This is a genomic window from Asaia platycodi JCM 25414 (assembly GCF_000614545.1).
Taxonomy (GTDB): domain Bacteria; phylum Pseudomonadota; class Alphaproteobacteria; order Acetobacterales; family Acetobacteraceae; genus Asaia; species Asaia platycodi.
In genome coordinates, this window is sequence record NZ_BAKW01000025.1 from 1 (window position 1) to 23,743 (window position 23,743).

Annotated in this window: 27 protein-coding genes; 14 read left to right on the top strand and 13 right to left on the bottom strand. The window is 55.9% G+C overall.

The window, feature by feature from the left end; translation table 11 throughout:
- Window positions 1–205: hypothetical protein (locus JCM25414_RS23470; protein ID WP_035443637.1), on the top strand; the 205-nt coding region annotated here is incomplete at its 5' end.
- A gap of 433 nt (window positions 206–638) precedes the next feature.
- Here JCM25414_RS23470 and JCM25414_RS23135 read toward each other — a convergent pair.
- Complete coding sequence (locus JCM25414_RS23135) at window positions 639–860, bottom strand: hypothetical protein (RefSeq protein WP_148301126.1); 222 nt, start codon at window positions 858–860, stop codon at window positions 639–641.
- A 459-nt stretch (window positions 861–1,319) separates the two neighbouring features.
- Here JCM25414_RS23135 and JCM25414_RS14700 point away from each other — a divergent pair, with 459 nt between their 5' ends.
- From JCM25414_RS14700 to JCM25414_RS26850, 8 genes are all read left to right on the top strand, one after another.
- On the top strand, window positions 1,320–1,643 hold the full coding sequence (locus JCM25414_RS14700; RefSeq protein ID WP_148301127.1) for a hypothetical protein: 324 nt from the start codon (window positions 1,320–1,322) through the stop codon (window positions 1,641–1,643).
- A 24-nt stretch (window positions 1,644–1,667) separates the two neighbouring features.
- Window positions 1,668–2,441, top strand: coding sequence for a hypothetical protein (locus tag JCM25414_RS14705; protein ID WP_025842130.1), 774 nt, complete (start codon window positions 1,668–1,670; stop codon window positions 2,439–2,441).
- Between the two features lie 38 nt (window positions 2,442–2,479).
- Window positions 2,480–2,995, top strand: coding sequence for a hypothetical protein (locus JCM25414_RS14710; RefSeq protein WP_025842131.1), 516 nt, complete (start codon window positions 2,480–2,482; stop codon window positions 2,993–2,995).
- 830 nt (window positions 2,996–3,825) lie between these two features.
- On the top strand, window positions 3,826–4,098 hold the full coding sequence (locus tag JCM25414_RS23140) for a hypothetical protein (protein WP_148301129.1): 273 nt from the start codon (window positions 3,826–3,828) through the stop codon (window positions 4,096–4,098).
- A complete protein-coding gene (locus tag JCM25414_RS20885; RefSeq protein WP_051535921.1) occupies window positions 4,098–4,553 on the top strand; it encodes a recombinase family protein in 456 nt (151 codons plus the stop codon). The genes JCM25414_RS23140 and JCM25414_RS20885 overlap by 1 nt, the downstream gene beginning before the upstream one ends.
- 367 nt (window positions 4,554–4,920) lie before the next feature.
- Window positions 4,921–6,123, top strand: a complete 1,203-nt coding sequence (locus JCM25414_RS14730) for an LPD7 domain-containing protein (RefSeq protein WP_148301130.1) — start codon at window positions 4,921–4,923, stop codon at window positions 6,121–6,123.
- Window positions 6,083–7,315 (top strand): hypothetical protein, encoded by a 1,233-nt coding sequence (locus JCM25414_RS14735; RefSeq protein ID WP_148301131.1) that lies wholly within the window; start codon window positions 6,083–6,085, stop codon window positions 7,313–7,315. Before JCM25414_RS14730 ends, JCM25414_RS14735 begins: the two co-directional genes overlap by 41 nt.
- Before the next feature lie 340 nt (window positions 7,316–7,655).
- Window positions 7,656–7,997: a helix-turn-helix domain-containing protein gene (locus tag JCM25414_RS26850; RefSeq protein ID WP_369346101.1), complete on the top strand. Its 342-nt coding sequence runs from the start codon at window positions 7,656–7,658 to the stop codon at window positions 7,995–7,997.
- 332 nt (window positions 7,998–8,329) lie between these two features.
- On the opposite strand, the gene JCM25414_RS14750 is transcribed toward JCM25414_RS26850, so the two are convergent.
- A complete protein-coding gene (locus JCM25414_RS14750) occupies window positions 8,330–9,520 on the bottom strand; it encodes a tyrosine-type recombinase/integrase (RefSeq protein WP_051535923.1) in 1,191 nt (396 codons plus the stop codon).
- A 226-nt stretch (window positions 9,521–9,746) separates the two neighbouring features.
- Complete coding sequence (locus tag JCM25414_RS14755; RefSeq protein WP_025842138.1) at window positions 9,747–10,979, bottom strand: type II restriction endonuclease; 1,233 nt, start codon at window positions 10,977–10,979, stop codon at window positions 9,747–9,749.
- 169 nt (window positions 10,980–11,148) lie between these two features.
- Here JCM25414_RS14755 and dcm point away from each other — a divergent pair, with 169 nt between their 5' ends.
- The 5 genes from dcm to JCM25414_RS20895 all read left to right on the top strand — a co-directional run bounded on the left by dcm (window position 11,149) and on the right by JCM25414_RS20895 (window position 15,092).
- Window positions 11,149–12,405, top strand: coding sequence for a DNA (cytosine-5-)-methyltransferase (gene dcm, locus JCM25414_RS14760; RefSeq protein WP_025842139.1), 1,257 nt, complete (start codon window positions 11,149–11,151; stop codon window positions 12,403–12,405).
- Window positions 12,398–12,853, top strand: coding sequence for a very short patch repair endonuclease (locus JCM25414_RS14765; protein WP_025842140.1), 456 nt, complete (start codon window positions 12,398–12,400; stop codon window positions 12,851–12,853). Before dcm ends, JCM25414_RS14765 begins: the two co-directional genes overlap by 8 nt.
- 177 nt (window positions 12,854–13,030) lie before the next feature.
- On the top strand, window positions 13,031–13,483 hold the full coding sequence (locus tag JCM25414_RS23145; RefSeq protein ID WP_025842141.1) for a hypothetical protein: 453 nt from the start codon (window positions 13,031–13,033) through the stop codon (window positions 13,481–13,483).
- Window positions 13,483–13,974: a hypothetical protein gene (locus JCM25414_RS14775; protein WP_025842142.1), complete on the top strand. Its 492-nt coding sequence runs from the start codon at window positions 13,483–13,485 to the stop codon at window positions 13,972–13,974. Before JCM25414_RS23145 ends, JCM25414_RS14775 begins: the two co-directional genes overlap by 1 nt.
- Window positions 13,975–14,465: 491 nt before the next feature.
- A complete protein-coding gene (locus tag JCM25414_RS20895; RefSeq protein ID WP_148301133.1) occupies window positions 14,466–15,092 on the top strand; it encodes a hypothetical protein in 627 nt (208 codons plus the stop codon).
- Between the two features lie 110 nt (window positions 15,093–15,202).
- Here JCM25414_RS20895 and JCM25414_RS14790 read toward each other — a convergent pair whose 3' ends face one another.
- The 10 genes from JCM25414_RS14790 to JCM25414_RS14835 all read right to left on the bottom strand — a co-directional run bounded on the left by JCM25414_RS14790 (window position 15,203) and on the right by JCM25414_RS14835 (window position 23,704).
- Window positions 15,203–15,946, bottom strand: coding sequence for a phage antirepressor KilAC domain-containing protein (locus tag JCM25414_RS14790; RefSeq protein ID WP_025842143.1), 744 nt, complete (start codon window positions 15,944–15,946; stop codon window positions 15,203–15,205).
- Window positions 15,943–16,371, bottom strand: coding sequence for a hypothetical protein (locus JCM25414_RS14795; protein ID WP_025842144.1), 429 nt, complete (start codon window positions 16,369–16,371; stop codon window positions 15,943–15,945). The genes JCM25414_RS14790 and JCM25414_RS14795 overlap by 4 nt, the downstream gene beginning before the upstream one ends.
- Before the next feature lie 292 nt (window positions 16,372–16,663).
- Window positions 16,664–16,900: a hypothetical protein gene (locus JCM25414_RS20900; RefSeq protein WP_025842145.1), complete on the bottom strand. Its 237-nt coding sequence runs from the start codon at window positions 16,898–16,900 to the stop codon at window positions 16,664–16,666.
- Between the two features lie 42 nt (window positions 16,901–16,942).
- Window positions 16,943–17,380: a lysozyme gene (locus tag JCM25414_RS14805; RefSeq protein ID WP_025842146.1), complete on the bottom strand. Its 438-nt coding sequence runs from the start codon at window positions 17,378–17,380 to the stop codon at window positions 16,943–16,945.
- Between the two features lie 469 nt (window positions 17,381–17,849).
- Window positions 17,850–19,940, bottom strand: coding sequence for an antiviral reverse transcriptase Drt3b (gene drt3b, locus JCM25414_RS14810; protein ID WP_051535926.1), 2,091 nt, complete (start codon window positions 19,938–19,940; stop codon window positions 17,850–17,852).
- Window positions 19,930–21,306 (bottom strand): antiviral reverse transcriptase Drt3a, encoded by a 1,377-nt coding sequence (drt3a, locus tag JCM25414_RS14815; protein WP_025842148.1) that lies wholly within the window; start codon window positions 21,304–21,306, stop codon window positions 19,930–19,932. The genes drt3b and drt3a overlap by 11 nt, the downstream gene beginning before the upstream one ends.
- Before the next feature lie 281 nt (window positions 21,307–21,587).
- A complete protein-coding gene (locus JCM25414_RS14820; protein WP_025842149.1) occupies window positions 21,588–21,833 on the bottom strand; it encodes a hypothetical protein in 246 nt (81 codons plus the stop codon).
- Window positions 21,826–22,191: a hypothetical protein gene (locus tag JCM25414_RS14825; RefSeq protein ID WP_148301134.1), complete on the bottom strand. Its 366-nt coding sequence runs from the start codon at window positions 22,189–22,191 to the stop codon at window positions 21,826–21,828. The genes JCM25414_RS14820 and JCM25414_RS14825 overlap by 8 nt, the downstream gene beginning before the upstream one ends.
- A 20-nt stretch (window positions 22,192–22,211) precedes the next feature.
- Window positions 22,212–22,934: a hypothetical protein gene (locus JCM25414_RS22040; protein ID WP_025842151.1), complete on the bottom strand. Its 723-nt coding sequence runs from the start codon at window positions 22,932–22,934 to the stop codon at window positions 22,212–22,214.
- On the bottom strand, window positions 22,934–23,704 hold the full coding sequence (locus JCM25414_RS14835) for a hypothetical protein (RefSeq protein WP_025842152.1): 771 nt from the start codon (window positions 23,702–23,704) through the stop codon (window positions 22,934–22,936). Before JCM25414_RS14835 ends, JCM25414_RS22040 begins: the two co-directional genes overlap by 1 nt.
- Between the last annotated feature and the right edge of the window lie 39 nt (window positions 23,705–23,743).

Below are 23,743 nucleotides of genomic sequence, written 5' to 3' on the forward strand. Positions count from 1 at the left end.
CCCGCGTCGTCGTGCGTCCATCGGCGTCTTGCCGCCTGCACCTGTCCACATCCGCATCGGGCGCAAGGTCATGTACCGCCCCGCTGACCTCGACAAGTGGCTTGACGACATGGCCGCGGCGTCTGGGTTTGCCCGCGTCTCCCGTCGCCGTGGTCGCCCGACGAAGGTTGAGCAGGCCCAGCGCCAGCAGCAGGCGGAGGGCTGACCGATGGAGACGCTTGCAGAAGTGATTTACCAAAACGGGGAATCATTCAGGCAGAAGTTTGGGTGCAGAATCCCACGGTTCGACACAATACCAAGAATCCAGATTGCCGAAACAACAATCAACAGAATGGTCATAGGTACTGCGCACAAGGTCACGCATGATGAGATAATTAGTGGGGTGCGCGCAGTTTTGGGGCAACATGGACGCGGACGAGGTGTGGATTGAGTACGCAGGGGAGAATAGCTTAAGTGGTGGAAGCATAAGGTCTGTAGTGGACGGAATTGAGGTGAGTCTCTGGGGCTGCACCAGAACACGCCTGTATGGGAATGCTACCGGCTGGATTAAGCCTGACGGAATGACTGTCAAGGCGCTCCCAGAGGAGAGGTCGGGGGTGCTGAATATAGTTTTTCACATTGCAGTAGCCGCCGCCACTCTAGCCGAGCCCGGCACCCCTGCTGAACTTGCACCCGTTGACCATGCCGAGGAGCGCCGCACCCGAGAGACTAACAAGAAGCGCCGCCGGATGGGCCGTCCGCTTGACCTGCCATGCCGCCCAATCATTTGGAACCTCGACAAGGTTCCGGCATGGGACGAGCGCCGCCGGATGGCCACAAGTCGCCGGGAACAGGCCCGACCACATGCCGTAAGGGGACATTGGAGGCACTACAAAAGCGGGAAGGCTGTGCAAATCCGCCCGCATTTCAGATGCGGCATCCCGGAGAGCATGGGCCGGGACTACCGGGTGCGGGCCTAATGCTGGCCCGGTCAGGCTAGGGCTAATCGCCCTGGCTGACCTGCTACCCCGGAAATCATGGAAAAAGCAGCGGAACAGCACGGGAACGTTGAAATCCGCCACCCTGAAACTGTTCAATATAGAAAAGCCCGCTCTCTGATAGTCCCGGCAAGGACAGTGACCAGAGAAACGGGCTTGGTTCGCAACGACACGCGATGAGTTAAGTTATCCCGCCTCTGGCCCGGTTTTCAACACTCATCGCGCAGGCGGTGGGTGTTTTTTATGGTTGGCGACAGGCGGCAGTTTTGGGAAGACGTGGAGGACCGGGAACGGCTCCGTCTCCCCGCGCCCGACGCCGATGACGTGGCAGGCAGGGACGAGGTGCTGCGTCAGGACGTAGGGCTTGCCGCAAAGATTCTTCGGGCCACAAACCTCGACTTGTTCGGAAATCCGGCAAGCCTGCATGATATCGCATCCGTTACGATGCACCCATCACGCATCCCGGCGGCGGCATTGCTCAGGCGCTCCCGGTTGTTCCAGACCGTCAGGAACACGGACGCAACGTTTTGGCGCAAGGAATTCAAAACGTTCATGACCGAGCGCCGGGCAGAGCGCAGAAATCACAAACACATCATGGTCAGGCTGACAGCGGTGGGACACTGGACGCACCCATCAGGCGTGCATGATGTCTGTGATTTGCGATAAGACGGCCAGCGCGTCTACAGCGCCATGGCGGCGGCATTGTACGACGCAGAACACAGAATCAGAATCCTGCGCGGCATTGTTCTTCCGCTCTATGTCGGAACGCATGACGTTTTTGCGGACAACGGCTGGATTGTGAAACGTCACTACCATGTAGGCATTGATATCAACCGGGCCGGGCTTTCGGTTGAAGACTGGCAGTTCGTCCGGGAGCGTCTAAAGCGTCATTTCCTTGACCGTGGCTTCACTATCTACGTCCCTGAACTCGACCAGTATGACGACGAGGACGCGGAGTGGGCCGCATGGTACGCATCAGGAAAAACGAAGACGGAAGAAGGCGAGCCGGACGAATTGGACCCGGACGCTCTGGCTGAATACCACCGGCAGACAGTCGGGAGTGATTTCTATAATCCACGCGGGGATTTCCGCAGGTTTCGCGCTGACCTGAACCGGGGCGGCTTGAGGTCAAAATTCATCGGGCAGGGCATCGAACTAGTCGCCAAGGGCACCAGAGGTGCGCGGACTGGCGACTATCAGCCTCATGCCCGCGCACTCGTGAATCACCGTTCAGATGGTTTCGAGGTGCGAACAAATGTTGTCATCGCGCATCCGGACGCCGTGGACCTGAATCCCGGCGCACTGGTAGCATGTGACCTGTCGGAAGATATTCGCCGCGCCCGGTATCTTGCCGATGATGGCCTTGCGGTGGTCCTGCGCCGCCAGAATGAGGACACATGGCAGGCACTGGCCGAATGGCTGGCGACCCTCGCACGTCTACACCGTCTTATGGTATCTCCGTAAAACCTGATGTCATCCTTCCCTCTGCCGTCATCCACCTGATGGAGAACAACACCCATCGTGTCGCCGAGGTCCTGAACACAGCCATGGGATATCTGCCCGGCGTCACTAGCGCCATCAGAAACCGCCCGATGACATCAACCGCAGTCAGGTTGTGCATGAAGGAGGTCATTGAGAGCGCGAGGAACACTCACAGGTTTCTGTCATCTGTCCGCCGCATCCGTGGTCTGGGTACCCCACAGGACGGCGACAATGGCGGAATACCGCCGGAAATGGTGGGAGACTGGCAGGCACAGGCCGCCCGCCTTCTTGCCGACACGCTGAATCCGCCAGCACCCGCCAAGGCCGCCCGGTCCGCACGTCTGACCCTGACTCCACGTCCACCGAAGCCCGCACCGGAGCCAGCCCCGCAGTCCGCGCCTGACGATGAAGAAGCGGCATGGAGGCAGGCAATCGAGGACCAGAAAGCTGAATATACGTCCCGGATTGCCGCTCAAGAGGCCGGGGAAGCCCGTGAGCAGGCGAAAGCCCCTCATGATGCACTCGCCCACATTTGAGGCGAATACGCCGCCTCAAAGCGACTACAGGTCCGAGGCGGTCAGGTCAGGCACGTTCCGACGAAGTTCCGAAATCAGCCAGGCGACTGGCTGCCATATCCTCGTGCTAAGAGTAGGAAACATATTTTGGAGGCAATCAATGAGTGAGCAAGAAAATCTTACACTGATGAGCAGAATGGCCTTACTCAAGGCTGCTGTAGATGCAGCATACGACTACATCCTACACAATACCGTTCTCACGTTTGAACAGGTGAATTCCCCTCGACTTCAAAGGATAAAGACAGCGCATGAATTCTTCCCCACATTCGTAAATCTTCTGGACAGGTTCTCTAGTGAGCATAACGTTCCTGCTGCTGGTCTTGATGTCTCGACGCTAGAGAGGATTGCGCCTAGCGATTCAGATGAGGTGCTAAAAGCGGTGGGCGCATCTCTTAGTAGATTTCAATATGTATGCTCCCATTACCGTTCATCCTCTTCTGCCTTTAGGGAATTTGAAGGTTGCCTAGCCAACTTTCTGAAACTTGTGAAAGAGGAAAAGTAATAAGCGCCTGATGGCTGGGCGAGGCCGCAGGCAGACCCCGGCCATCCCTTCGAGCGCATCCAGACCCGCAGGGTGTGGATAAGTGCGAGAACAACTAGAGACGCAATTTTCAACAATAAAATCAATGAAGACCCGAAATAAATATCGGGGCTTAATTGATGCAATCGTACCAATTTCTATAGAATTTGGTATAATGATATCAAGTCAGAGGGAAATTGTCGTCTGGCGTATCGTTTTCTGTACCGTAACTTCAGGGGGCAATATGGCTATTTACGGATACGTTCGCGGCATGGCGGGCGCAGGCGCATGGAAACTTCATCAGGAGATGAGCCGCGAGGGTTGTGACATCATCACCTTTGTTGCGGACGACGACGTACCCACCGACATTGAGAGCGAGACGCATCTGGCAAACATGGTCAGCCAGATGGAACCGGGGGATATCCTTGTCATCCCGGACATCCATCACGTCGCGTGTGATTTCGATGAATGCGCCGGTGATGAAGCCCGGCAGGCTATTGACCGGATTGGCGCTTCCCTTCGCGTTCTCCGGGAGGTCGCCTGATGGCTGTTTATGGATACGCCCGCGTCTCCACGCCTCGCCAGAATATCGCGCCGCAGGTGAAAGCCCTGCGCGCAGCAGGAATCCCGAAAGACAGGATTTTTCAGGATAAATCGACCGGTCGCATTGTGGACCGGCCCGGCCTGAATGCGCTCCTGTCCGCAATCCAGCCGGGCGACACGGTGACGTGCTGGAAAGTGGACCGTCTGGGTCGGTCGTTCCTTGAATGTGCCCAGATTGCCGCGAGGCTTCGGGCTGACTACGACGCGCACATCACGACGATAACCGGCGGCGTGGACACTCGGACAACCGAAGGCCGGTTCCTGTTCTCGGCACTTCTCGCCGTGGCGGAACTGGAAACTGAACTCAGGGCCGAGCGGCAGGGCTGGAAGACGCACGCGAGAAGCGCAAGCAGACCGGGCGTCAGGGCGTCGGTGGTGGTCGCCGACCAACACTGACCAGCCGCCAGCGTGAGCACGCGCGCCAGATGAAAGTCGAGGGCAAATCCATCACGGAAATCCAGCGGCTTTTTAACGTCAGCCGGGGTGTTGCTCAGAGAGCAGCGGCGGGCCGGGAGGCAGTGCTGGATGATTTCGATTTCAAGAAGCCGGAAGACCGGGAGCGCGTGCGGAAATCGAGGCCACGAAGCGCCATCCCGAGACACCCGCGCCCGGCATTATTTCTCTCGATAATCACCGTGCCTTGCGTCGGCAGGCGCGACACTCACAGAGAGCCGTTGACGGGCTGTCTGCCGAGATTGTGCGCCTTGAAGCGCTCATTGCAGAGGAGGCCCGTCAGCGGACTTCACTGGATGGAGCGCACACGATGGCGAAGAAAATCAAGACGGGATGGATGGCAGGCGCGGACGGATACGCAGCATTGCCGGACAATCTGAAAGCGGCCGCAAGGAAATCATATAACAAGTGGAAAGGCAGGCAGGTCACAGACGGCAGGAACAGCGCAGACGTGTTCAGCCTGAGCGATTATGTCGATTACGTTCAGGGCAGGCGGAACGATGAACGTGGATGGAGATTCGAGCGTCCGGACGACGAGGCAAACACTATCCGCAGGGCACCAGAGCCGACGCCGGAAATCGTTGACAGTGACGCCCCGCCTGCACCGCAAGACGACCCGGACGACATGCCGGAAAGTGACGGCTGGGACCGTGAGAGCCGGTTCCGCGCCCGTCTTCTGGCTGGTCACTACAAGATTTCTGAAAGCAGCCTGACGCCTGAGCAGGTCGCTGCCATTTCGAAAATCCGAATTGACCGCAACCGGGGCGTTGCCACGATTGAACTGCACACGGGCGACGTTTTTGAGGATTTCGGGGACCGGATTGTCAGCCCCCGTGACCCATCCCCGGAGACGGCGGCACAACTGGCGCAGGCCGCAGTTTTGCACGGCTGGTCTAACGTCCAGCTTACCGGAACCCCGGCTTACCGCGATGAAGTCGCCATTGCCCTGAGCCTGCTGGAACCCCCGGTTTCTCACGATTGGAAACTCTCACGGGCGGCACAGGAGCGGCTTGACGCTGCCCTTGCCGAGCGGCAGGCAGCACACGAGAACACGAACGCCATCAGGCCCATTGAAGCCCCGGCGAACGAGATAGTGCCGGAAAGTCCGTCTAGGGCTGTCGCCCTGGACGAACCGCAGCCAGAAGCGCCAGCGGATACGGATGACGGTTACGACCCGGATGCTGACCCTGATTTCGTGCCCGTTGGCCCTGACCATATCGACTATGGCGAGGCATGGGAGGCCGAGAAACTGGCGGCGGTCGAGGCTCGGGAGCAGGCAGAGGAAATCACGACGGAAGACCTACTGAAACTTGCGCAAGATTCACCGCCGCCGACCGTCCGGATTGCTGCCGTGGTTTTGGGAACAGGCAACGTTGTGTCCGTGGAGTGGTTGCAGGCAAACCGGGATGCTTACGCTGGCATGTCGGCGGCGGATATCATGTCAGTCTTCCCGTCGTTCATAGGGGGAGCAGGTGAATCCAGCGGCCTTCGAAAACGACCCGTCCGGTGGTGAAGACCTCGACCATGCCATGCAGGAGGCGGACCGGGAGTGGACCCGGCAGGTAGGCGACGCCGTGGAGGCGTGGGAGGAAGCGACAGGCCGTGAACTTGCCGACCTGCCGCACGTGGAATGCCGACAGGTGTTCATCACGGACCCAGCCGACCCAGCGGGCGACCTTGACGCGGCGGACATGCGCACGCGCCCGGAACTGGCAAGGGTGTCCGACAGGCTGAAAAAACTGACGAACGAGCAGCTAGAAAAGCGGCTTTCTCAGACCTTCCCGCACTATCATCCTGATGTCGGTGCTCCCGACGCCAGAGACCACGCCGTTGCGAAATGGAAAGCTCGCAGGGCAGCAAAGAAGGAGGCAAACAATGCGAAAAATCAGGAGAATCACGAGGCTCGTGTTCCCGGTCATGATGAGCCTGTAAGTCCTGTTGTCTCTGACCCTGCACCCGACCCAGACGGCGGCAATGCTCGCCGGGACATGGCAGACGTTCGACCGCAGCGGACTGCCGGTGATGGTGCTGACGCTGTTCGGGATAGCCGCTCTGTTCCACTTCGCCCGGCACCGGCTGAACAGTCTGGCGAGCAGGTAATCAGGCAGACGCTTGCGGAAATCCGGGAACGCTATGCTCATGAGGCCGCACGGCTCGACGTTCCCGCACTGACCGTCCTTCTTGAACCCCGGCAGGCCGCCATTGACGGCGCCATCAGGGCAGCAGAGAAAGCCGCATCCAAGGCAACGAGAGAGGCCAAGACCGCACGGAATAACGCCTCTTTCCTGTCACCGGGCACCCGGAATGCCGCAGAGGACGCAGAGAAGCTGGCACAGGCTCTAAAGGCCGAGGCCGACCGCCTGAAAGAAGGCCGCCATGCAGCATTGGTGCAGGCCCGCAAGAATGCCGAAGCCGAGCGGAAGGAACTGACGACTGAATCAGAGCGTCAGGCCCGGTCGCCAGATTATCAGAAAGCAGAGCGTGCGCTCAGGGATGCAAACTTGATTGACCTTGCACTGGACAGCCGGGACGCGGGCACGCTGGAAGCGCTGAAAACCGGGGATTTCTCTGCCATCAGGGCAGCGGCTCAGGATTGGCAGCGTAAGCAGCGGAGGCAGGCCGATGCTCTGGAAGTGGCCCGGCTCAAGGCAGGTCCGAAGGCCAAGCAGGCGCAAAAGACCGGGCTTTCTGTCGTCCCGGAGTGACCTGACAACATTACGAGGATTAAATCTGGTTCAGGAAGGGGGCGTTCATTTATGAGCGCTCCCTTTTTCGTGTTCATGAATTCATGACCTCATTTATAAATAGATATGACCATTTATGATGTTATTAATAAATATAGAATTGATTCCATTCTGATTTGTAATGTTACTGACTGCTTTATGCTTTTAGATAACTTGCCGGTGCGTCTGTGAAGACCTATCGTATATCTGTATTCAACGAGCGGAGAACAGAACAGTGATTGATAACGGTTACACGGCACAGGTAATCCACTGCCACCCCGGCGCGGCTGGCATGACATTTACAGAGTTCAGTCACCCCCGGATGGAGACTGCACTTGAGGAATGGGCGGCTTCTGGCCTGACGACTACGGCCATCAGGACGGAATTGCGCCGGGGTTTTCTGGCGAGCCAGACGACCGCAGCCGTCCGGGTTGAGATTGAGCCAGAGCCGACCGTTGGTGGTCATACGGTGACGGCATTTATCGTCAGGGACCGTAAGCGCCAACCGCGCCGCCGTCTCACGCATGCCGAGCAGAGAGAAATTGTAGACTGGTACCGGGCGGACTTTGACTACCGGGAAATCGCGGAGGCGGTAGGACGGGAGCCGTCAACCGTGGCGTCATACCTGCGCCGGGTTGGCCTGATGGGGAGAGCCGGGGCTTAGTGCCCCAGCCACCAGAGCAGAAATCCCAGAACCGCCGAGGCGACAAGCAGGACAATCGCCGTTTCGAAGGCCAGTGCAAGCCCTTTGCGCGGCCTTCCCCGTGGTCTTTTCCCGGGAGGCGGGGCCAACTCTGGATTGTTCGCCGCGACCTTCTGATTGATGAAATCATCAAGTCAGTCACCCGAAACCGCCTGTCTCGCTTGCCGTAGCTGAATGACCGGGGACCGAGGCCAAGCCAGAGCAGGTTCCGGAACCTGCCGTATGATACACCGAGATATTCCGCAGCCTGTTTGCTGTCCAGCACGGCAGGCAAGCGGCGGTTCTGCGGGCTTTCAGGCGTCATCGTCATCACCGGCAATGATGCCCGCCAGCTTCTCCGCTTCCTCAATCTGCCGACTGATGGTCTCGGGTACGGGCTGATAATAGCGGTCCAGACTTTTCAGGTCTTTGTGACCTGTCACCCGCTTGAGGTCGAGCGGATTGGGCAAAAGGCGGGCAAGACGGCTTGTGGCCTCATGCCGCAGGTCATGGAACGTCAGGTCTGCAAGTCCGGCCTTTTTCGCCCGGCGGACAACCCGGATTCCGAATGTGTTTCCGTTTCCCACATTGAACACCGGGGCGTCAGCTTTTGGCGGCTTCTGATACGTCAGAAGTTTCTCACGGAGGAGACGCAGGGCACCCGGCGTCAGGGGGCGGACTTCAAGCCCGCGTTCTTCTTGATGGTCCCGACCCTTGGTCCTGCCGTCATCGCCGCCTAGATGAACGGTCCGCCGTTCGAAATCGACATCCTGCCATCTCAACAAGATAGCTTCGCCGCGTCGGGTGCCTTGCTCAATGGCGAACCTGACGAGCCAGACGTCATCCGGGTGCGTCTCGCTGGTCACGGCCTCAATCAGGCGGTCATACTCTCCCGGCTCGGGGCCGTCTGCACCATTTGCACCATCTGTCAGCCGCCGGTTGCGCTTCTTGTCCGCGCCCGCGGGCCTCTTCACGACCCGCCCGGACGCATGGTTGACGATGCTGATATCCCATTCGGAAATCGCGTGCTGAATCACGGCAGCCAGCAGGTTCAGGCGCTTGGCGACTGTCCCCGGCGCATACCCGGCCTTTGTCATGCGGTCCCGGAACCCCCGGACATCAGCCCGAGAGAACTTGGAGAGCCGGACGCCGGGAAGGTCGGAATCCCGCAGGATGGCCGGAATGTGCCCGGTGCGGTCGGCTTCCCGGTCGGCCATGCACTCCGAGGCATACCGGGTCACGAGGTCGGAAATCGTGGTGTTGTCGAGAGGCCGGGTGTCCTGAAACTGGCCGAGTTCCGCCTTGGCAGTCGTCTCGGTTAGCCATCGGCGGGCGAGGGCGGCAGTGCTGAAGGTCTTCTGAACCCGGCGACCGTCCACGACTTTGCGGGTCATGTACTGCTTCGGGCCGCGATAAGTCACGCCCTTGGGGAGAGGTTTACCCGTAGCCGGGTCAATGCGGGCGCTCATGCCCGGCCTGTCATCAGGAATCGCATCGCCTGCCATGCATCGGAGGATATGACGTTCCTCGGGATGGTGCAAAAATGGTGCAAATAACCGGATTTTTCGGAGGGATTTTCCAAAAAAGTGAGGAAAATCAAATGGCGTCCCATAGGGGAATACAGCAGTTGGGACTTTTCAATAGGTTACGCCGTAAAACAGTACAAATCCAGTTCCGGAAATCAATGGGTTAGCGGCAATTTGTAAAACACTGGATACATGTGGCCCTCTTTCAGAGGAGGGTTTCTTCCTGTCTTTCCCTGACCAGAGCGATGAATTCTTTCAGGTTCATGAGCCAGTGCTGCTGTGCTGGCTTGAATGTTGTGTGCAGGCTTTGCGGCAGAACGAGCTGCAGGTTTTTTGCCTGCATTTCGCCGGTCTGGTTTTCCGATATTCCTGGCTCGAGGGTGAGCAGATGTTTCCCCGGAATACGGACTGCCTCGGAGAGCACCTGACGCCATCTGTCTTTCAGCGTCGATTTGGCGCCAAGCATGGTGAGCCGGGATTCTGGGAACTGCGGGTTTGCATACTGTGTCGTGCCGGGAAACAGGAAATCCGGCCGGTTGCGGTTTTCGGTTTTCGCCCCGCGTTCGTGGCTGATGCTGCATGCGGTGAAGATAGCCTCCAGATGGTTTTCCAGAGCCATCCCTGCGCGAGCCTTGCGTCTGTTCTGCACGCTCAGGGAAAAGCCCAGAAATCCCTCCACATCTGGCCCGTCCTCCTGAATGAAGCCGCCCGCAATCCGGCTCGCAACGATCCTGCGCTCGAGACGGCGGAACAGCTGTTCCTCGCGTTCCATCCAGGAAATGAGAGCCAGATCGGGATCATCAAGAGGGGAGATCTCCGGGAGTGACTGCCGGGCGAGTGTCGAAAAGACCTGCGTCTTCGGGAAAACCAGACCGAATGGATCAATCAGGCAGTCCAGATAATCTGCTTCGGGCTCTGCCTGTTCGAGCCCCAGCTCATCAAGGATATACCGCGCGGCAAAACCGAGCTCCGGATTGTTTGTTTTCCCGACATCCGTAAAGACGAAGCCTTTTTTAGAGCTGCTTCCGTCTATGCCGAACAGCCAGTCAAGCTGGTTTCTTACCGTGCCTTCCGCAGCCGTGATGATCACCAGCGCAGATCCATCGGGGCGCAAGGCAAGATAGAAGAGGTCTCCCGGGGACATCAGGAGAGTGACCTCATTTTCCCTGTAATACAGGCGGTACTCGGTACGGGTTTTATGCGCACGCCGGGAGTCATACCAGCTTAGTGATCCGTCGACAGTTACCGGCTGTTCGTCTTCGTTGAGCCAGATGAAGCGCGCGGGAAAATCCGATCGATCATCATCGCCGAACAGCGCGCGCAGGGCCAGCGAACCGTTGAATTCGTGCTGATGGGACTTCGCCGGCGAGGCCTCAACCGCGCTGATTACCTTAGATACAACGCCAACAAACTCATCTGCCAGCCGCCCGCGCTTCATAATCCCTGCCTGATCTGAATGATGCCCGGACAAGCCGGCTCAATCATCCCAGCCTAATCTGACCGGTTCCGGCCGTCGAGTCTGGGGAAAACAGGAACAAGTCACGAACAGGGCATTGTCATCTGGGAGAAAAAATGTACAAATGCCCAAAATATTCCCAGAGGGCCGAATGTCGCTTTTTCCCGATGCACGCACCAGTTTCTCGCTCATGAGAGAGCAGGCCGGGCTTACCCTGAAGGAAGCCGCCGGCAAACTCAGGATCAGCGAAAGCACAGCCAACCGCTACGAGAAGGGTCGGCAAAAGGTATCTCCGCCGGTCATGCGTCTGCTCGAAACCCTGGTGACGGAGCGCCGTCGCAGTCAGCGTGCCGTTCAGCCCGGTTTCCGCTTTATCGACCTGTTCGCAGGCATCGGGGGGCTGCGCATCGGGTTTGAGGGGATTGGCGGTCGCTGCGTCTTCACGTCCGAATGGGACCGGTTCTCGCGTGAGACCTATGCCCTGAACTACCCTGACAATCATGAGATCAGCGGGGATATCAGACCGTTCTCGGAGAAACCGGAACTGGTGCCGGAACATGATGTACTGCTGGCCGGGTTTCCCTGCCAACCATTCTCTCTGGCCGGCGTTTCGAAAAAGAATGCTCTTGGTCGTCCCCATGGCTTTCTGTGCAACATGCAGGGCACGCTCTTTTTCGATACGGCACGGATCATCGCGCATCACCGGCCCGCTGCCTTCCTCCTGGAAAACGTGAAGAACCTGCGCAGCCATGACAAGGGCCGGACATTTGCGGTCATCATGGCCACCTTGCGGGACAAGCTCGGATATCACGTGCAGAGCCGCGTGATCAGCTCGGCCCCATGGGTGCCCCAGAAGCGTGAGCGGATTTTCATTGTGGGCTTTCGCGAGAAAACGGATTTCGATCTCGATGCGCTCGAACTCCCGGCTGCGGAGAATGGCCCGCGTCTGGGCGATATCCTTGAGCCCAATGGGCTGGTACCGGCCAAATACACCCTGACCGAGCATCTCTGGACCTACCTGCAGAATTACCGCGCCAAGCATGAAGCCAAAGGAAACGGTTTCGGCTTCGGTCTCTGCGGTCCGGAGGACGTCGCCAGAACACTCTCTGCCCGTTACCACAAGGATGGATCAGAGATCCTGATCCGGCAGGACGGCAAGCGTCCGCGACGCCTGACACCACAGGAATGCGCCCGTCTGATGGGGTTCGAGCGGGAAGAACGACCCTTCCGCATTGGTGTGTCTGACACCCAGGCCTACAGGCAGTTCGGCAATGCGGTGGTCGTGCCGGTAGTGGAATATCTGGCGCAGGCAATGGCGCCCCATATACGCACGGTCATGCAGACCCCCGAGGATCCTGCACGTCGCCAGGAACTGTCATCGGCCAGTGTTGAGGTGCCAGTTGGCTGATATCGTCACGCCGGAGGTTCGCAGCCGGATGATGTCAGGCATCCGTGGTAAGAACACGAAGCCGGAGATCGTGCTACGCAAGGCCCTGCATGCGCGGGGATTCCGCTACCGGCTTCACGATCGCGCCCTGCCGGGGCGTCCGGACATTGTGTTGCCGAAATGGAAAGCCGTCATTCTTGTCCAGGGATGCTTCTGGCACGGCCACGACTGCTCGCTCTTTCGCATGCCATCTACCCGGCAGGAGTTCTGGTGCGAGAAAATTGAGGGCAATCGCGCGCGTGACGCGCGCAATCGCGAGCAACTGATAGGGCAGGGCTGGCGCGTGCTGGAAGTGTGGGAATGCGCCATGAAAGGACCAGGTCGGCTGAAGTCAGACATGCTTACGGACGACGTACAGCGATGGATCACCAGCGGCCAGAGTTTTTGGACCTTGTGCGGTTCCTGTTGAACACCCAGGAGCCCGAAAAGGTAACCGGTCCGGACAAGGGCAGGCACAACTCTTGCCGGTAATTTAGTGTTACATAATGTCATCATCACATAGCCTCCTGTGTTCTGACCGGAGGTGATGAAAGAGCAATGCCCGAGAGTGACTCAGCGGATCCCATAACGGAACTGTTTCGCATGGATGAACCCAAGCGGATCGCCGGTCTTCTTATGGAAATGTTTTTTCGAACGAAAAATCTTTACCTATCTGGCGGGTAAGGATCCCGGGGGATCCTTCTCGACAGGTTGGCTGATGGGTCGCCACGATGGTTATGATATTGCGCTGCGGGAATGCACCGCCCCCCTGCAGGATGCAGACAAAAAATTCATGGAGCACCTGCAACGTGGAAGGTGGGAGATCGTGCAGTTTCATTTTGCTGATCAGCGCTTTTCTGCTCTTGGAGATTCCCCGGGCTGGTTCAGGAACTGCGTGAACACGGCAAACAACATTCTGTTATCAAAGACACTTACCAGCGGTAAAAAGGCAGACCAGCGCTCAAGGATAACCGGAAAGTCCATGGTGATTTTTTCAGCAGGATGTCAGAAGCTGATATCCGTCATGCATGGCAATCAAGAACCATACTCAATGTCCTGATGGAGACCGGGCTCATCAGATTAATAAAGGACATTGACGCGATTGCTTATAATGAGAGACGCGGACTGCGGGTATTCGAGTTCAAACGCAAATATCCAGCCAGAGGATACTACCGCTTCCAGGAACCCGCTCAATTCGGCAGACTGCCCGAAATTCCTGCCATACGGGATATTTCTCCCGAATTGATCAAGCAAGCGGCTTTTGGTCTTGACCGGGGACACGCCCTCACGCTTGAGGTCTGTCGCAAACTTCAGATCGGATACGTCTACCTGATACTGAACTCCATCGAGACGAGACCGGAACATTTTTTCGACGAATCATTCAGAAGCAGGCAGCCACATGAACTTCTGTATCGCTCTGTTGAGCTCAGAGATCTGGTCGGCTACCACTCAACTGATGGAAAAGACAGTGGCTCATTCAACAGGAACAAGCGCTGGCAATATATGATCGATCGCAAAGTATTCGAGGAATATACGCTGCCCGCAGGCTGAACAACATGCCGGAGATAGCAGCCGGAAGATGCAAGGCAATCGCATGCGTGATGCGCGTAGTCGCGAACAGCTGACCGGGCAGGGCTGGCGGGTGCTTGAAGTTTGGGAATGCGTCATGAAGAGGCCTGAGAGGCTGCACCCGGAACAGGTCATCGAAATAGCTATTTTGTAGCTTCTGGAAGGAGCCTCTACGGGTGTTGTTAGAGGGACAGTGGACGTCCGATAAACGAGATCCGTGAGAATCTATGGTGTAGACCAAGAGGGTCTGAAGTTGCGCTGACATCATCCCCCGTTAGGCTTATTGGGTGGAAGTTAGCTGTTAACTCGAGGGGTGAGTAACTTTTATGGCAGACGCAACAGCAGAGGTTGTACAGAACTTCTTTGGCGACAAAAATTACCAGAAAAATGCTCGAGGAGCCTTGCCCATACTGGTGCGCCAAGCGCGGGCCAGAGCTCCGATCTTCTATGCCTTTCTGGCCAAAGAGCTCAATATGTCCAGTGCCAGACATCTCAATCGTCCTCTGGGATCTATCGGCAAGACACTCATCGAGCTAGGCGATGAATGGGGCGAGTCCATACCCCCGATCCAGTGCTTGGTTATCAACCAGCGTGATCGGACTCCAGGGTTGGGTTATGGCTGGTTCATGTCGGAAGACGACTGGAGCGGGATGACACCCGCAAAGCGGAGGGAAGCCTTGGACGATCAGTTCCACTTGGTCTGGTCGTATCCCCGATGGGGCAAGGTTCTCGAGGCTCTGCACCTCAAGCCACTCAAGGAAAATTTTAACGACCTCGTCTATGAGGCCTCTCAACGGCGTGGAGGCGGTGAGGGCGAGGAACACCGGCGCCTGAAAATGCATGTGGCGCGCAATCCAGGTATTGTCGGGACGAGGGTACGAGGCGGTGAAGGGCTGACAGAAAAACGTCTGCCCTCCGGAGACAGCTGGATGTCTATTTTCAAAATGATGAAGAGCGTGTGGCGGTCGAGGTCAAGCCGGCGACCTCGGATCGGGCTGACCTCACACGCGGAATATTCCAGTGCGTCAAATACACAGCAGTTCTGCGAGCCCAAGCGATTGCGGAGGGCAGGGAGCCCGATACGAGAGCAGTTCTGGTGATCTCCGGGAAGCTTGATCCCGAGCTGAGACGCTTGGCCACACGTCTTAACGTCCACTGCATCGAAGATGTTGTCCCGCGGTAAGGTCAATCGCGGCGCGGGCCACACCCCTCACGCCACGCTATGCAGCCGCTCCGGCATCAGCTTTTCGAGTTTGGCGAGGCCCTTCGCGGTGATGCGCACCTGTTCTGTCACCTTTTCCGAACCGTCGGGGCGGGTGACGGTGGTGATCTTATGGTCCAGATCGCCGTTGGAGGTGTGGGCCTGATAGCCCAGCCAGTGATCGGCGCCGGGGCGGCGGTAGATCCAACCATTATGCGCCAGCCAGTCGAACAGGGCCTTGGGGCGCATATGCAGATTCTTGGCGGCGGCGGTGATGCACAGACTGCCCTCGGCATTCACCAGCCGGTCATACACCTCCGCCTTGGGCAAGGTTTCCGCCAGGGCGGCTTTCTGCCGGGCTACCGTGGCCTGCAACACGGCCAGAGCGCGGGCGGCGAGGGCCTCGGGTGTTTCCTCCGGGGTGGCTGTCATGTAGCCGCCGGTCTTGCGTATGGCGGGCAGGACTTCCTCGAACACCCAGCGCTCGAAGCGTTCGGCCTCGGGGCGCTTGCTGCGCACGATCAGCCGCAGCACGTCGGGCTCCGACAGAACGCGGACATCCTGTGTCCCGCCCGGTGTCGAAAGGGGGTGGTGTTTCGCCACCCCCTTGCAATGCTGTTTCATCGCGTTGGTTGGGTCGGCGTAGCCCAGCCGCTCGGCCACATCCCTGCCGACAAAGAACGGCTCGCCGCCGATCGTCACCACGCGGATTTCCCTGCCCTCAAAGCTGAGGGGGATAAGCATCTCGTTCATGCGGCGTTCCTTTGTGCGAAAAGGGTGGCGTCTTCGATGAAACTGGACAGGAGACGGATTTCCGGACTGCGCTGATCGACCTCGAACGCGTGAAAATACGGGGGCAGATAAAGCCGGATAAGGCGCGCCTTGGCACTCAGCCCCTCGGGCGTGACGGCCTGCATGTCGGCCAGCGCGTCAAGCTGATCGTCGAAGGTATCGGAGAGGGCAAGGCATTCATCATCGGTGAACTCATGAGCGCGGTCATTCATGACGCGATGCGTTTCTATGGCCTGCGTGATGCGGGCCAGCAGCATGGCATCGGCCCCGCCGGACGCGCGCGCATCTGGCATGAGGGCGCCGAGTGAGCCGACAAGAGGCAGAACGGCAAGTTGGGAGAGAACAGCACGTCGAGATGTGCTAGGAAAGGCATCAGCCTGTGGCATGGGGTGTTATCCCTGCTGGAGGTTAGGCCGGAAGGAAAGCACCACCTTTTCTTCCGGCTGATACGTATCTACCGTATCTGAGGATTATGCGTCAACGTAATTGACGTACAAACCGTAGCTATCGTATCTGGAGGACCATGGAACGAAAGCCGACACGATTTGAACTCCGCCTACCCGCTGATCTTGGGGATGAGATCGATCACTGGCGGCGTGCTCAGCCGGATCTACCGAATAGAGCAGAGGCGGCCCGGAGGTTGATTGTCCTTGGGTTGAGATCTGGGCAGAACGAAGCCTAAGAATCTTTTAGGCTGTCATCCGCATTTGCGGCGTGTCTGCTGTTCATGGCGATGAGATTGACCAGCCCGTAAAGCGCGAGCCATTTCGACCCGAGAGCAGGTCGGGGCCAGAACCGCGCAACGATAGCGCATAGTGCAACGAGAAACGTCCCAATCAGGGTTAGATCGCTTGCGATCTCGGCCGGTATGAACGGGAGTAGGGCCGCGTAAAGGCTCTGCCAATCCAGTGTCATGGCGATAATTTCCTTCTTATGTGAGAGGATATGTCGGGCCGGTCACGCCATGAATGGCACGCCCGCAACGGGCCGACCGGAATAGATGGCGAGTTCAAGCCGCCTGCGCCGCTGTAAGCCAGGCAGGGGCACCAGGCCGCCATTTGCCGTCGCCTTGTCCCATCGCAGGAGCTGCTGCCCCGCCGTCGTGTAGAGCTTGCGGTTAAGCAGATTGATAAGCGTAGAATTGCGCATAGCCGCGCTGCCAATGTTGAATTGCCAGGACAGGAGCGCGGCTTCCTGCCACGCGGTGAGCGGCACATGCACCGCCGCCCGCAGGGTTATGCGCAGCCCCGTAAGGGTCTGGCATGCAAGCGCTATCGCTTCGGCATCGGTGATGGGTTTCGTGCTGGCCGTGACGGGCGACCCATCAGCAAGCGCACGATTACCGATGCCGATCGTCCAATATCCGGCAGGGCACAAATAAGGCGCGAGGCGCAATCCCTCGATATCGTCGGCGCAAAAACGCTAGGGCAATTTCCAGTGAACTGGTCGTCAATGATATCTCCGGAACGAAAAAAGCCGCCCGAGTGGGGCGGCTTAGCGGTCGAATTTAATTCGGATCATAGCTGGCTTTTGCCTTCCTGCTGGGCGCTTGAAGCTTTCCACCGCCTCCCACATTACAAATACGACATATTTAAAGCCTAAGGGGCAGTTGGTGCACTAAAAACTTGGCTTACAGTTACGTACATGAAGCCTGATGCAATTGATTTGCGGACTCTAGATCGAAGAGTTTGACTTCGGCGGCTATATTTCCGCAGAAAAAGTGTCGGATGGCGCATCCCCACCACCGACGAAATCCTGATGACGTCTATAGGCATGCAGGACATGGAGCTTGTGTGTATGCCGCAACTACGTTTCCCTCAGAGAGTTCCGCGTATGGCAATTTAGCTTGGATGCCGCTCTAATCTTAATAAACCTCGCGAGCGCGCTTCTTGTCAAGCTCCCTCGAAAGATCAAAGTTCCTCCAGTTGGTGAACCAGTACGGAGTCGCGCGCTGCAGCAACGGGTGTCGCGTGGTTTCAATCCCGTAGAGGCTAGCGATATACTCTTTGAGTCCTTGAGAAACGTAAGGACAAGACTGAAGATCGAGCGCTGCGATGACGAGTTCCGCATCTTGATGCAGGTAGTGTTTCCGATCTTCAAACTTTTTTCTGATTTCGACTTCCAAGTAATTACGAAGCTTTCCGTATCTAGATTGATTCCTTATGTAGAGTAGGCAAACAGAAATAGAAAAGTAGCTCATGTATTTCTTAAATGAATAATCCCCCGCATCGCTGATTTCCAATCCAACGAAGGTCGCTATGTTTTGTTCAGGAATTCTGTAACCGCGACCCAGTTTGTTGAGGGCAAGAAGTAAATAAAGAGTTTCGACCTCGTGGAAGCGATCATGGGGAGTATGTTTGACGTGTCTATTAATAGTATCGAAAATGAATTTAAAAAGGCGATCTTTTAAGTCTCGACCAGCGTTAACCTCATGTAACTTATCAATTACTGTTGAAATAATTCTCGTCAATCTGACTGCGAAATTGATTCGCGGTTGAGCTGCGTAGACAAACGTGGAAAATTCCAGAATTCCCAGCATGGCCGATACTAGCTCTGAATAATCCTTGTGGTCATCATGATTCGATTTGAACTTCCGAAAGATGATATTCACCTTTCTCTCGATCGCAGCTAGTGTATAGTTTAATACATCTTTGTATTTAACGCCGCTTTCCTTGAGCGCGGTTTTGTAGTCCACGATCAAGCTACGAGCTTGCACTTTTACATTGAAGTAATCGACGTCATCCCCTCCATCTGGATTGCCTCTTTTCTTTGTATCTGTCACAATCCTCTCGGCGAGGCAGTTGCTAATTTTATTTTTAGCCACTGTGAGCGGAGTAATTATAGGCCTTTCGTAAAGCTCCGACTTCTCGGAACTCAAAGTAAGCTTAACAAGCTTTAGCAACCCCGACAAATGACGCCTCACGTAACCAGCGACCTCATCGCTATCACAAAAAACGAAATAATCATCAACATATCTGAATAATTCATAGTCAACTTTGTTTGCAAGTCCGTGCTCTACAATCAATATTTCCTCTAACTTTCGATCAATATCTTGCAGTATTATTTCAGCAAACACTCTCGAAAATTCAGGTCCTATTACAATGCCGCTGGTTTCTCCTCTATTTAGTTCTTGAATGAGCTTATCAAATCTACTTCCAAAAGTGGAGGAAGTATTACCAAGTTTCTCCTTAGCAATCTCCTTCCCAAGTGTAGCCCACTCAATGGAGTGAGTATATATACTGTCAAAACAGCTAGATATATCCAGTTTATACAGACGTCCAAATTTCCGTTCTGCGTTTAAATATGCATAATTTTCGTAAAACTTGAATATATTGCTATACTTACTGTAAATGAAGTATGATCCGGACCCCTCGTATTCCTTTCCGGCTTCCTCTATGGAGTCATCAGGATCTCCAATATTCTCTTTGAATAGTCGATCTTTGTACCTGACAGACCTCGCTACGGATGATGGAAATCTGATAGAGAAGCTGCTTTTGGAGCAGTGATAGAGTATCTCTGACGCATGTAGATGGTAGAACTCAGCTATGAACATCTGAGCTTGTGGGTGTATTACTGAAAGTTGACGAAATTCAGCCTCTTTATGGGATATTCGAAAATTGAATGGTATTGTCCAGTTCAAACAAATTTTCCACTCTCGGATGAGCAGATTTTTGCCATTATGAGCCTGTTCAATAGTTCGGAAATTTTTATTGGTTTTGTCTGCAAGTCTAAATATTATCCTGAATGCATCGTCAAACCTGTCGTCGGACGCAACCCAGCGCACAGTCTTTTTTTGCTCCCAGCAACCGATCGTGACTTGCAGCTGTGTCAGGAACGCGAAAAAGCCAGAGTTGGAAAATGAAGGAGGCACCTCGAAGGGTAAGATATCAGTCGCCACTGGCCGCTGATAGCGCGCCTTAGGTGACAACTTCATCTTCCTAAAGTTACTTTTCATATTTCCACGCCTCTACAATTTCTCTGAACTCGTCTTTCTTGTGAAAACGTCGAAATGTTCTCTCATTAAACCCCCGCATAAAGGAATATGTTGACAACTTCGCGTTTAAAGATGGACTGGAAAGAGCGCTTGATTTTGCAGTCAGAATTGCGTCTAGAGCCCTCAAATCCTTATCACTAGTTAAGTGCATATTATTATAATAAATTCCTACATACGCATTGCTCTTGTTGTGAGAAAGCTGCGTATTACTTGTTAGAAAGCGGACTCGTTTGATTATGAGCCGGTATGCTTTCTTTTGGTTTTTCGATCTCTGACTTTCATATCGAAGAAAGCAGGCTGCTATCCGGTTCTTGTACCTATCAAGTCTCTTTCGGCTCATCGAGACCGTCAAACCTGAGCGGAAATTTATGTCATAACCGAGGTACTCAAAGTTCCACGACCGCTTCGCAACGGGAATTCCTCGGGTATCAAAAGGCGATTCTCTTGTTTTTTGCTCGCTCTCGTTCATTGTTAGCGAGATATCGCTCAAGTAACCGCGAATTGCGGAACGCTTTAATCTAACATCGGATCCAGGAATTGGTGCAAAAAGAACAATGATATCGTCAACATACCTAGCGTAAAAGACAACATCATCAAACATCTTTACACGTCGATCGAAATCTCTCATGTAAAGTTCCGATAAGTAGGAACTTATGCCGAGGCCTCTTGGTAAACCAATGCCTGGCGTGTTTGCAAATCTTGCATATCTGAACAAAATTCCCGCGATAAGTCTAAGAGATTTCTGACTAAGGAGTTGATCTTCCTTCAACTTATTAAGTATTCTCTCATGAGGAATGCTCTCGAAGAATTTTGAAATGTCAGTTCTTAGAACGTGATAGTCAAATCCGTCTGATACTATACTAATTAGCTGATTCATCACCTCGTTTCTATTCGCTGGCTTCAACCGGTAAAGAGAGGCGAGATTGGATTCCAGCTTTTTGACTGCGTAAAATTGTTCAGGAGCTCCTTGATCAATGACATAGACTTTTTTTCCTCCAGGCCCGTCTTTCTGGCTGAAAGGAACTTCAAAATCTTTCTTGCTGATCTTTTTGGAAATATTTCTGAGCTCTTGGAGCAGCATATCATCACGCTCGCGCCGCTTCTCTTCGCGCCGATCTTTAATGTGATTGAACTCGGCTTGTTCCTCGTCTGAGTATTTTCCGGGATGTAAGCGTCTAAATTCTTTTGTCTCCCGTATAGCTTGTTTTAGGTCTTCAGTTTTCATTCTCACAGACTCAAAGAAATCGAGATCGCGAACTCGTCCTCGACGCTTCTCTTTCTCGGATAATTTTCGAAGATTCTCTGCGGAAAATGTCTGGTCTAACAAGATACGCTCACGTGACTCTAATTCGGATCGCCGTAATGATGACCGCAACCTTGTCGAAATGCAAATCTTGCCACGATTGTCTATAGATTTATCAATCTGTCGATGTTGTTTGCGTTCTTTGCTCCGGCTAGAGAATACTGCTGCAAATAGAGGAGAAATTCTTCTGGAGGTTACTAGCAGTCTCGCTAACCCGGGAAACGGCAACGCTCTCGATATCCCGCCATCATAGTGGACATTCCGTGTCGTCCTACAGTTCTGCCTATCCTTCCAGTTAAGAGCTCTTAATATCCCAATCTCTCCCGCAACATCGCATTCTGTTCCCGTAATTCCTCGATCAGCGCGAGATACTCCTCCTCGCGTTCTTCCAGCCTGTCCACGCGGGCGTTCAGCCGGTCCAAATCCTGACGCTGTGACTCGATGGTGGCTTTCGCGCTCGATGCCCCAAAGCCTATCAGCCACCGGATGGTGAAAAGCAGGCCCCCGAGAACCGCAACCCACCAGGGCTGCGGGGTAAGGTTCTCAGGCATTGCCCATTCTCCCCAACGCTGCCCGGATATTGAGCAGGGCAAGCGCGCCATAGGCCGCGATCGCAGGCACAAGCGCGCTCGGGGCGATCAGTCCGAAAGCGATGAACGCCCAGGCCGTGAAAGCCGCGATCGCCGAAGCGCGACGCAGGGCGGGATGATTGCACACCGCCCCCACGATCTGCGCACCGCCCGTCAGCCAGGCGAGCAGGGCATAGACCAGCGTTGGATCGTCGGCGCGGGGCAGAATGGCGAGAAGCTGCCCTATGCCCGGCCATGTCACATCCGTCTGCGGTAGTGCCAGAAGCAGGCAGGCCCACAGGACGAGCGCGCTTCCGAGGCAGAATTCCTGCATACGCATGGTGTTCTCCTCCTGTTCGTTCAGACTGAAAGCCATGTGAGGGCGGCATCGGAGAGGAGCGGGATGAAAGTGAAATTCGGACGGCTCCTGTCGAGCGTCGCGATCGTGATCACCGCCCTGACCGTTTCGCCCTGCGCGAGATTGACGGCCAGAGCGTTGACCGTGATCGGCATAGGGCCATTGCGGTCGACGCGGAGGCGCCTTTGTTCCGCCGTGTAGAGCGAGGACGAACCGTCCGAATTCAGGCGATACAGACTGCAGATGATTTGCAGGAACCCCCAGTCGGTCTCTTTGACGTCGCCCCAGTTCTTGAGCTGGATTATTCCGGCAAATTCAGCCTTCAGCGTGATGCCGCTGGCCCGGATATCCTGACTGAAAAAATCCCGTCGCTGATCGTTCAGTTCAACAGCGGGAACCGATATGCGCCCCTGCGTGACGGGCGGCGTGATGGCCTCCACGGGAATGTCGGAATAGACATAGACCAGCCCGGTGAAGTTGAGCCGGTCCTGCCGGTCGAACGTGTTGCCCAGCACCTGATCGCGCGAGATCGTGGCGGGCTGGCCATGCGTCAGGCGACCGATGCCCCATTCGGCCTGGGTGCCGTCATCGGCGAAATAATACACGTCACCATCGGCAAAGGTGCCGCTCCAGCCGCGTCGACCAGATGGCGCCCCGCTCAGGGCAAAGGGGCCTGTGCCGGGGTTGTTGGACCGCTCGAGCACGAACGGGGCGAATTTTGGCATCAGAGACGCTCCTTGACGGTCATGGTCGTGGCCCGCCGATCGGCAGCGCCTGCCGGGCAGGTAATGTCACCCGGTGTCAGGCGACCGAAGATCATCGCGCTGTTGCGATCGGGGGCAGAAAGATCGGGCACGAAAAGGATGTTTCGCCCGGTCGCGGCCGTGTTCTCGATGCTGCGGATCTTCGGCAGCTCGGCGATGCCCAGAGACTGGTGATCGATCGCGATCGCGCGCTGGCGATAGCGCAGGGTCGGATATTCCACCCCCGAGAGGCTGGTGGCCTCGTCGATGGTGGCCTGCTGACTCTCATTGCCCTGCCAGCTCATATTGCGCTCGGGCTGCCAGAGCGGCCCGAGATAGGCGAGCGGGAAAGACAGGAAGCTGTCAGGATTGCCCTGATCGCTGATCGAGATATCGAGCTGCGTGATTGTCTGGTCGTTCGGAAACACAACGAGGAACTGGCCCGAGACGGTTTGCGTCTGCTGCCCGCCCGAGGCGTAAACGACACCCGCCCCGTTGCGGGCAACAAGGGAATATTGCGCTCCCGCCGTGAGATTGGTGCGGTGAAATGAAAAGCCCCGGCACAGGATAGGCCGGGGCAGATGCGCGATGAGATAGGCTTCCTTTCCCGGCACGCGCCAGGCGGTCGAAGGCGCCCCCTGATCGTTTTGCAGATTGATCAGGGGCAGTTCAGCCACCTGAGCATTGCCCTCGAGCCGCGCCTCCATGAGCGCATTCTCTGCGCCGAACGCGCAGGTCCAGGCCTCGGCCATGGCCGTTCCTTTCGTTGGTTTTTTCGAAGTGATGAGCCG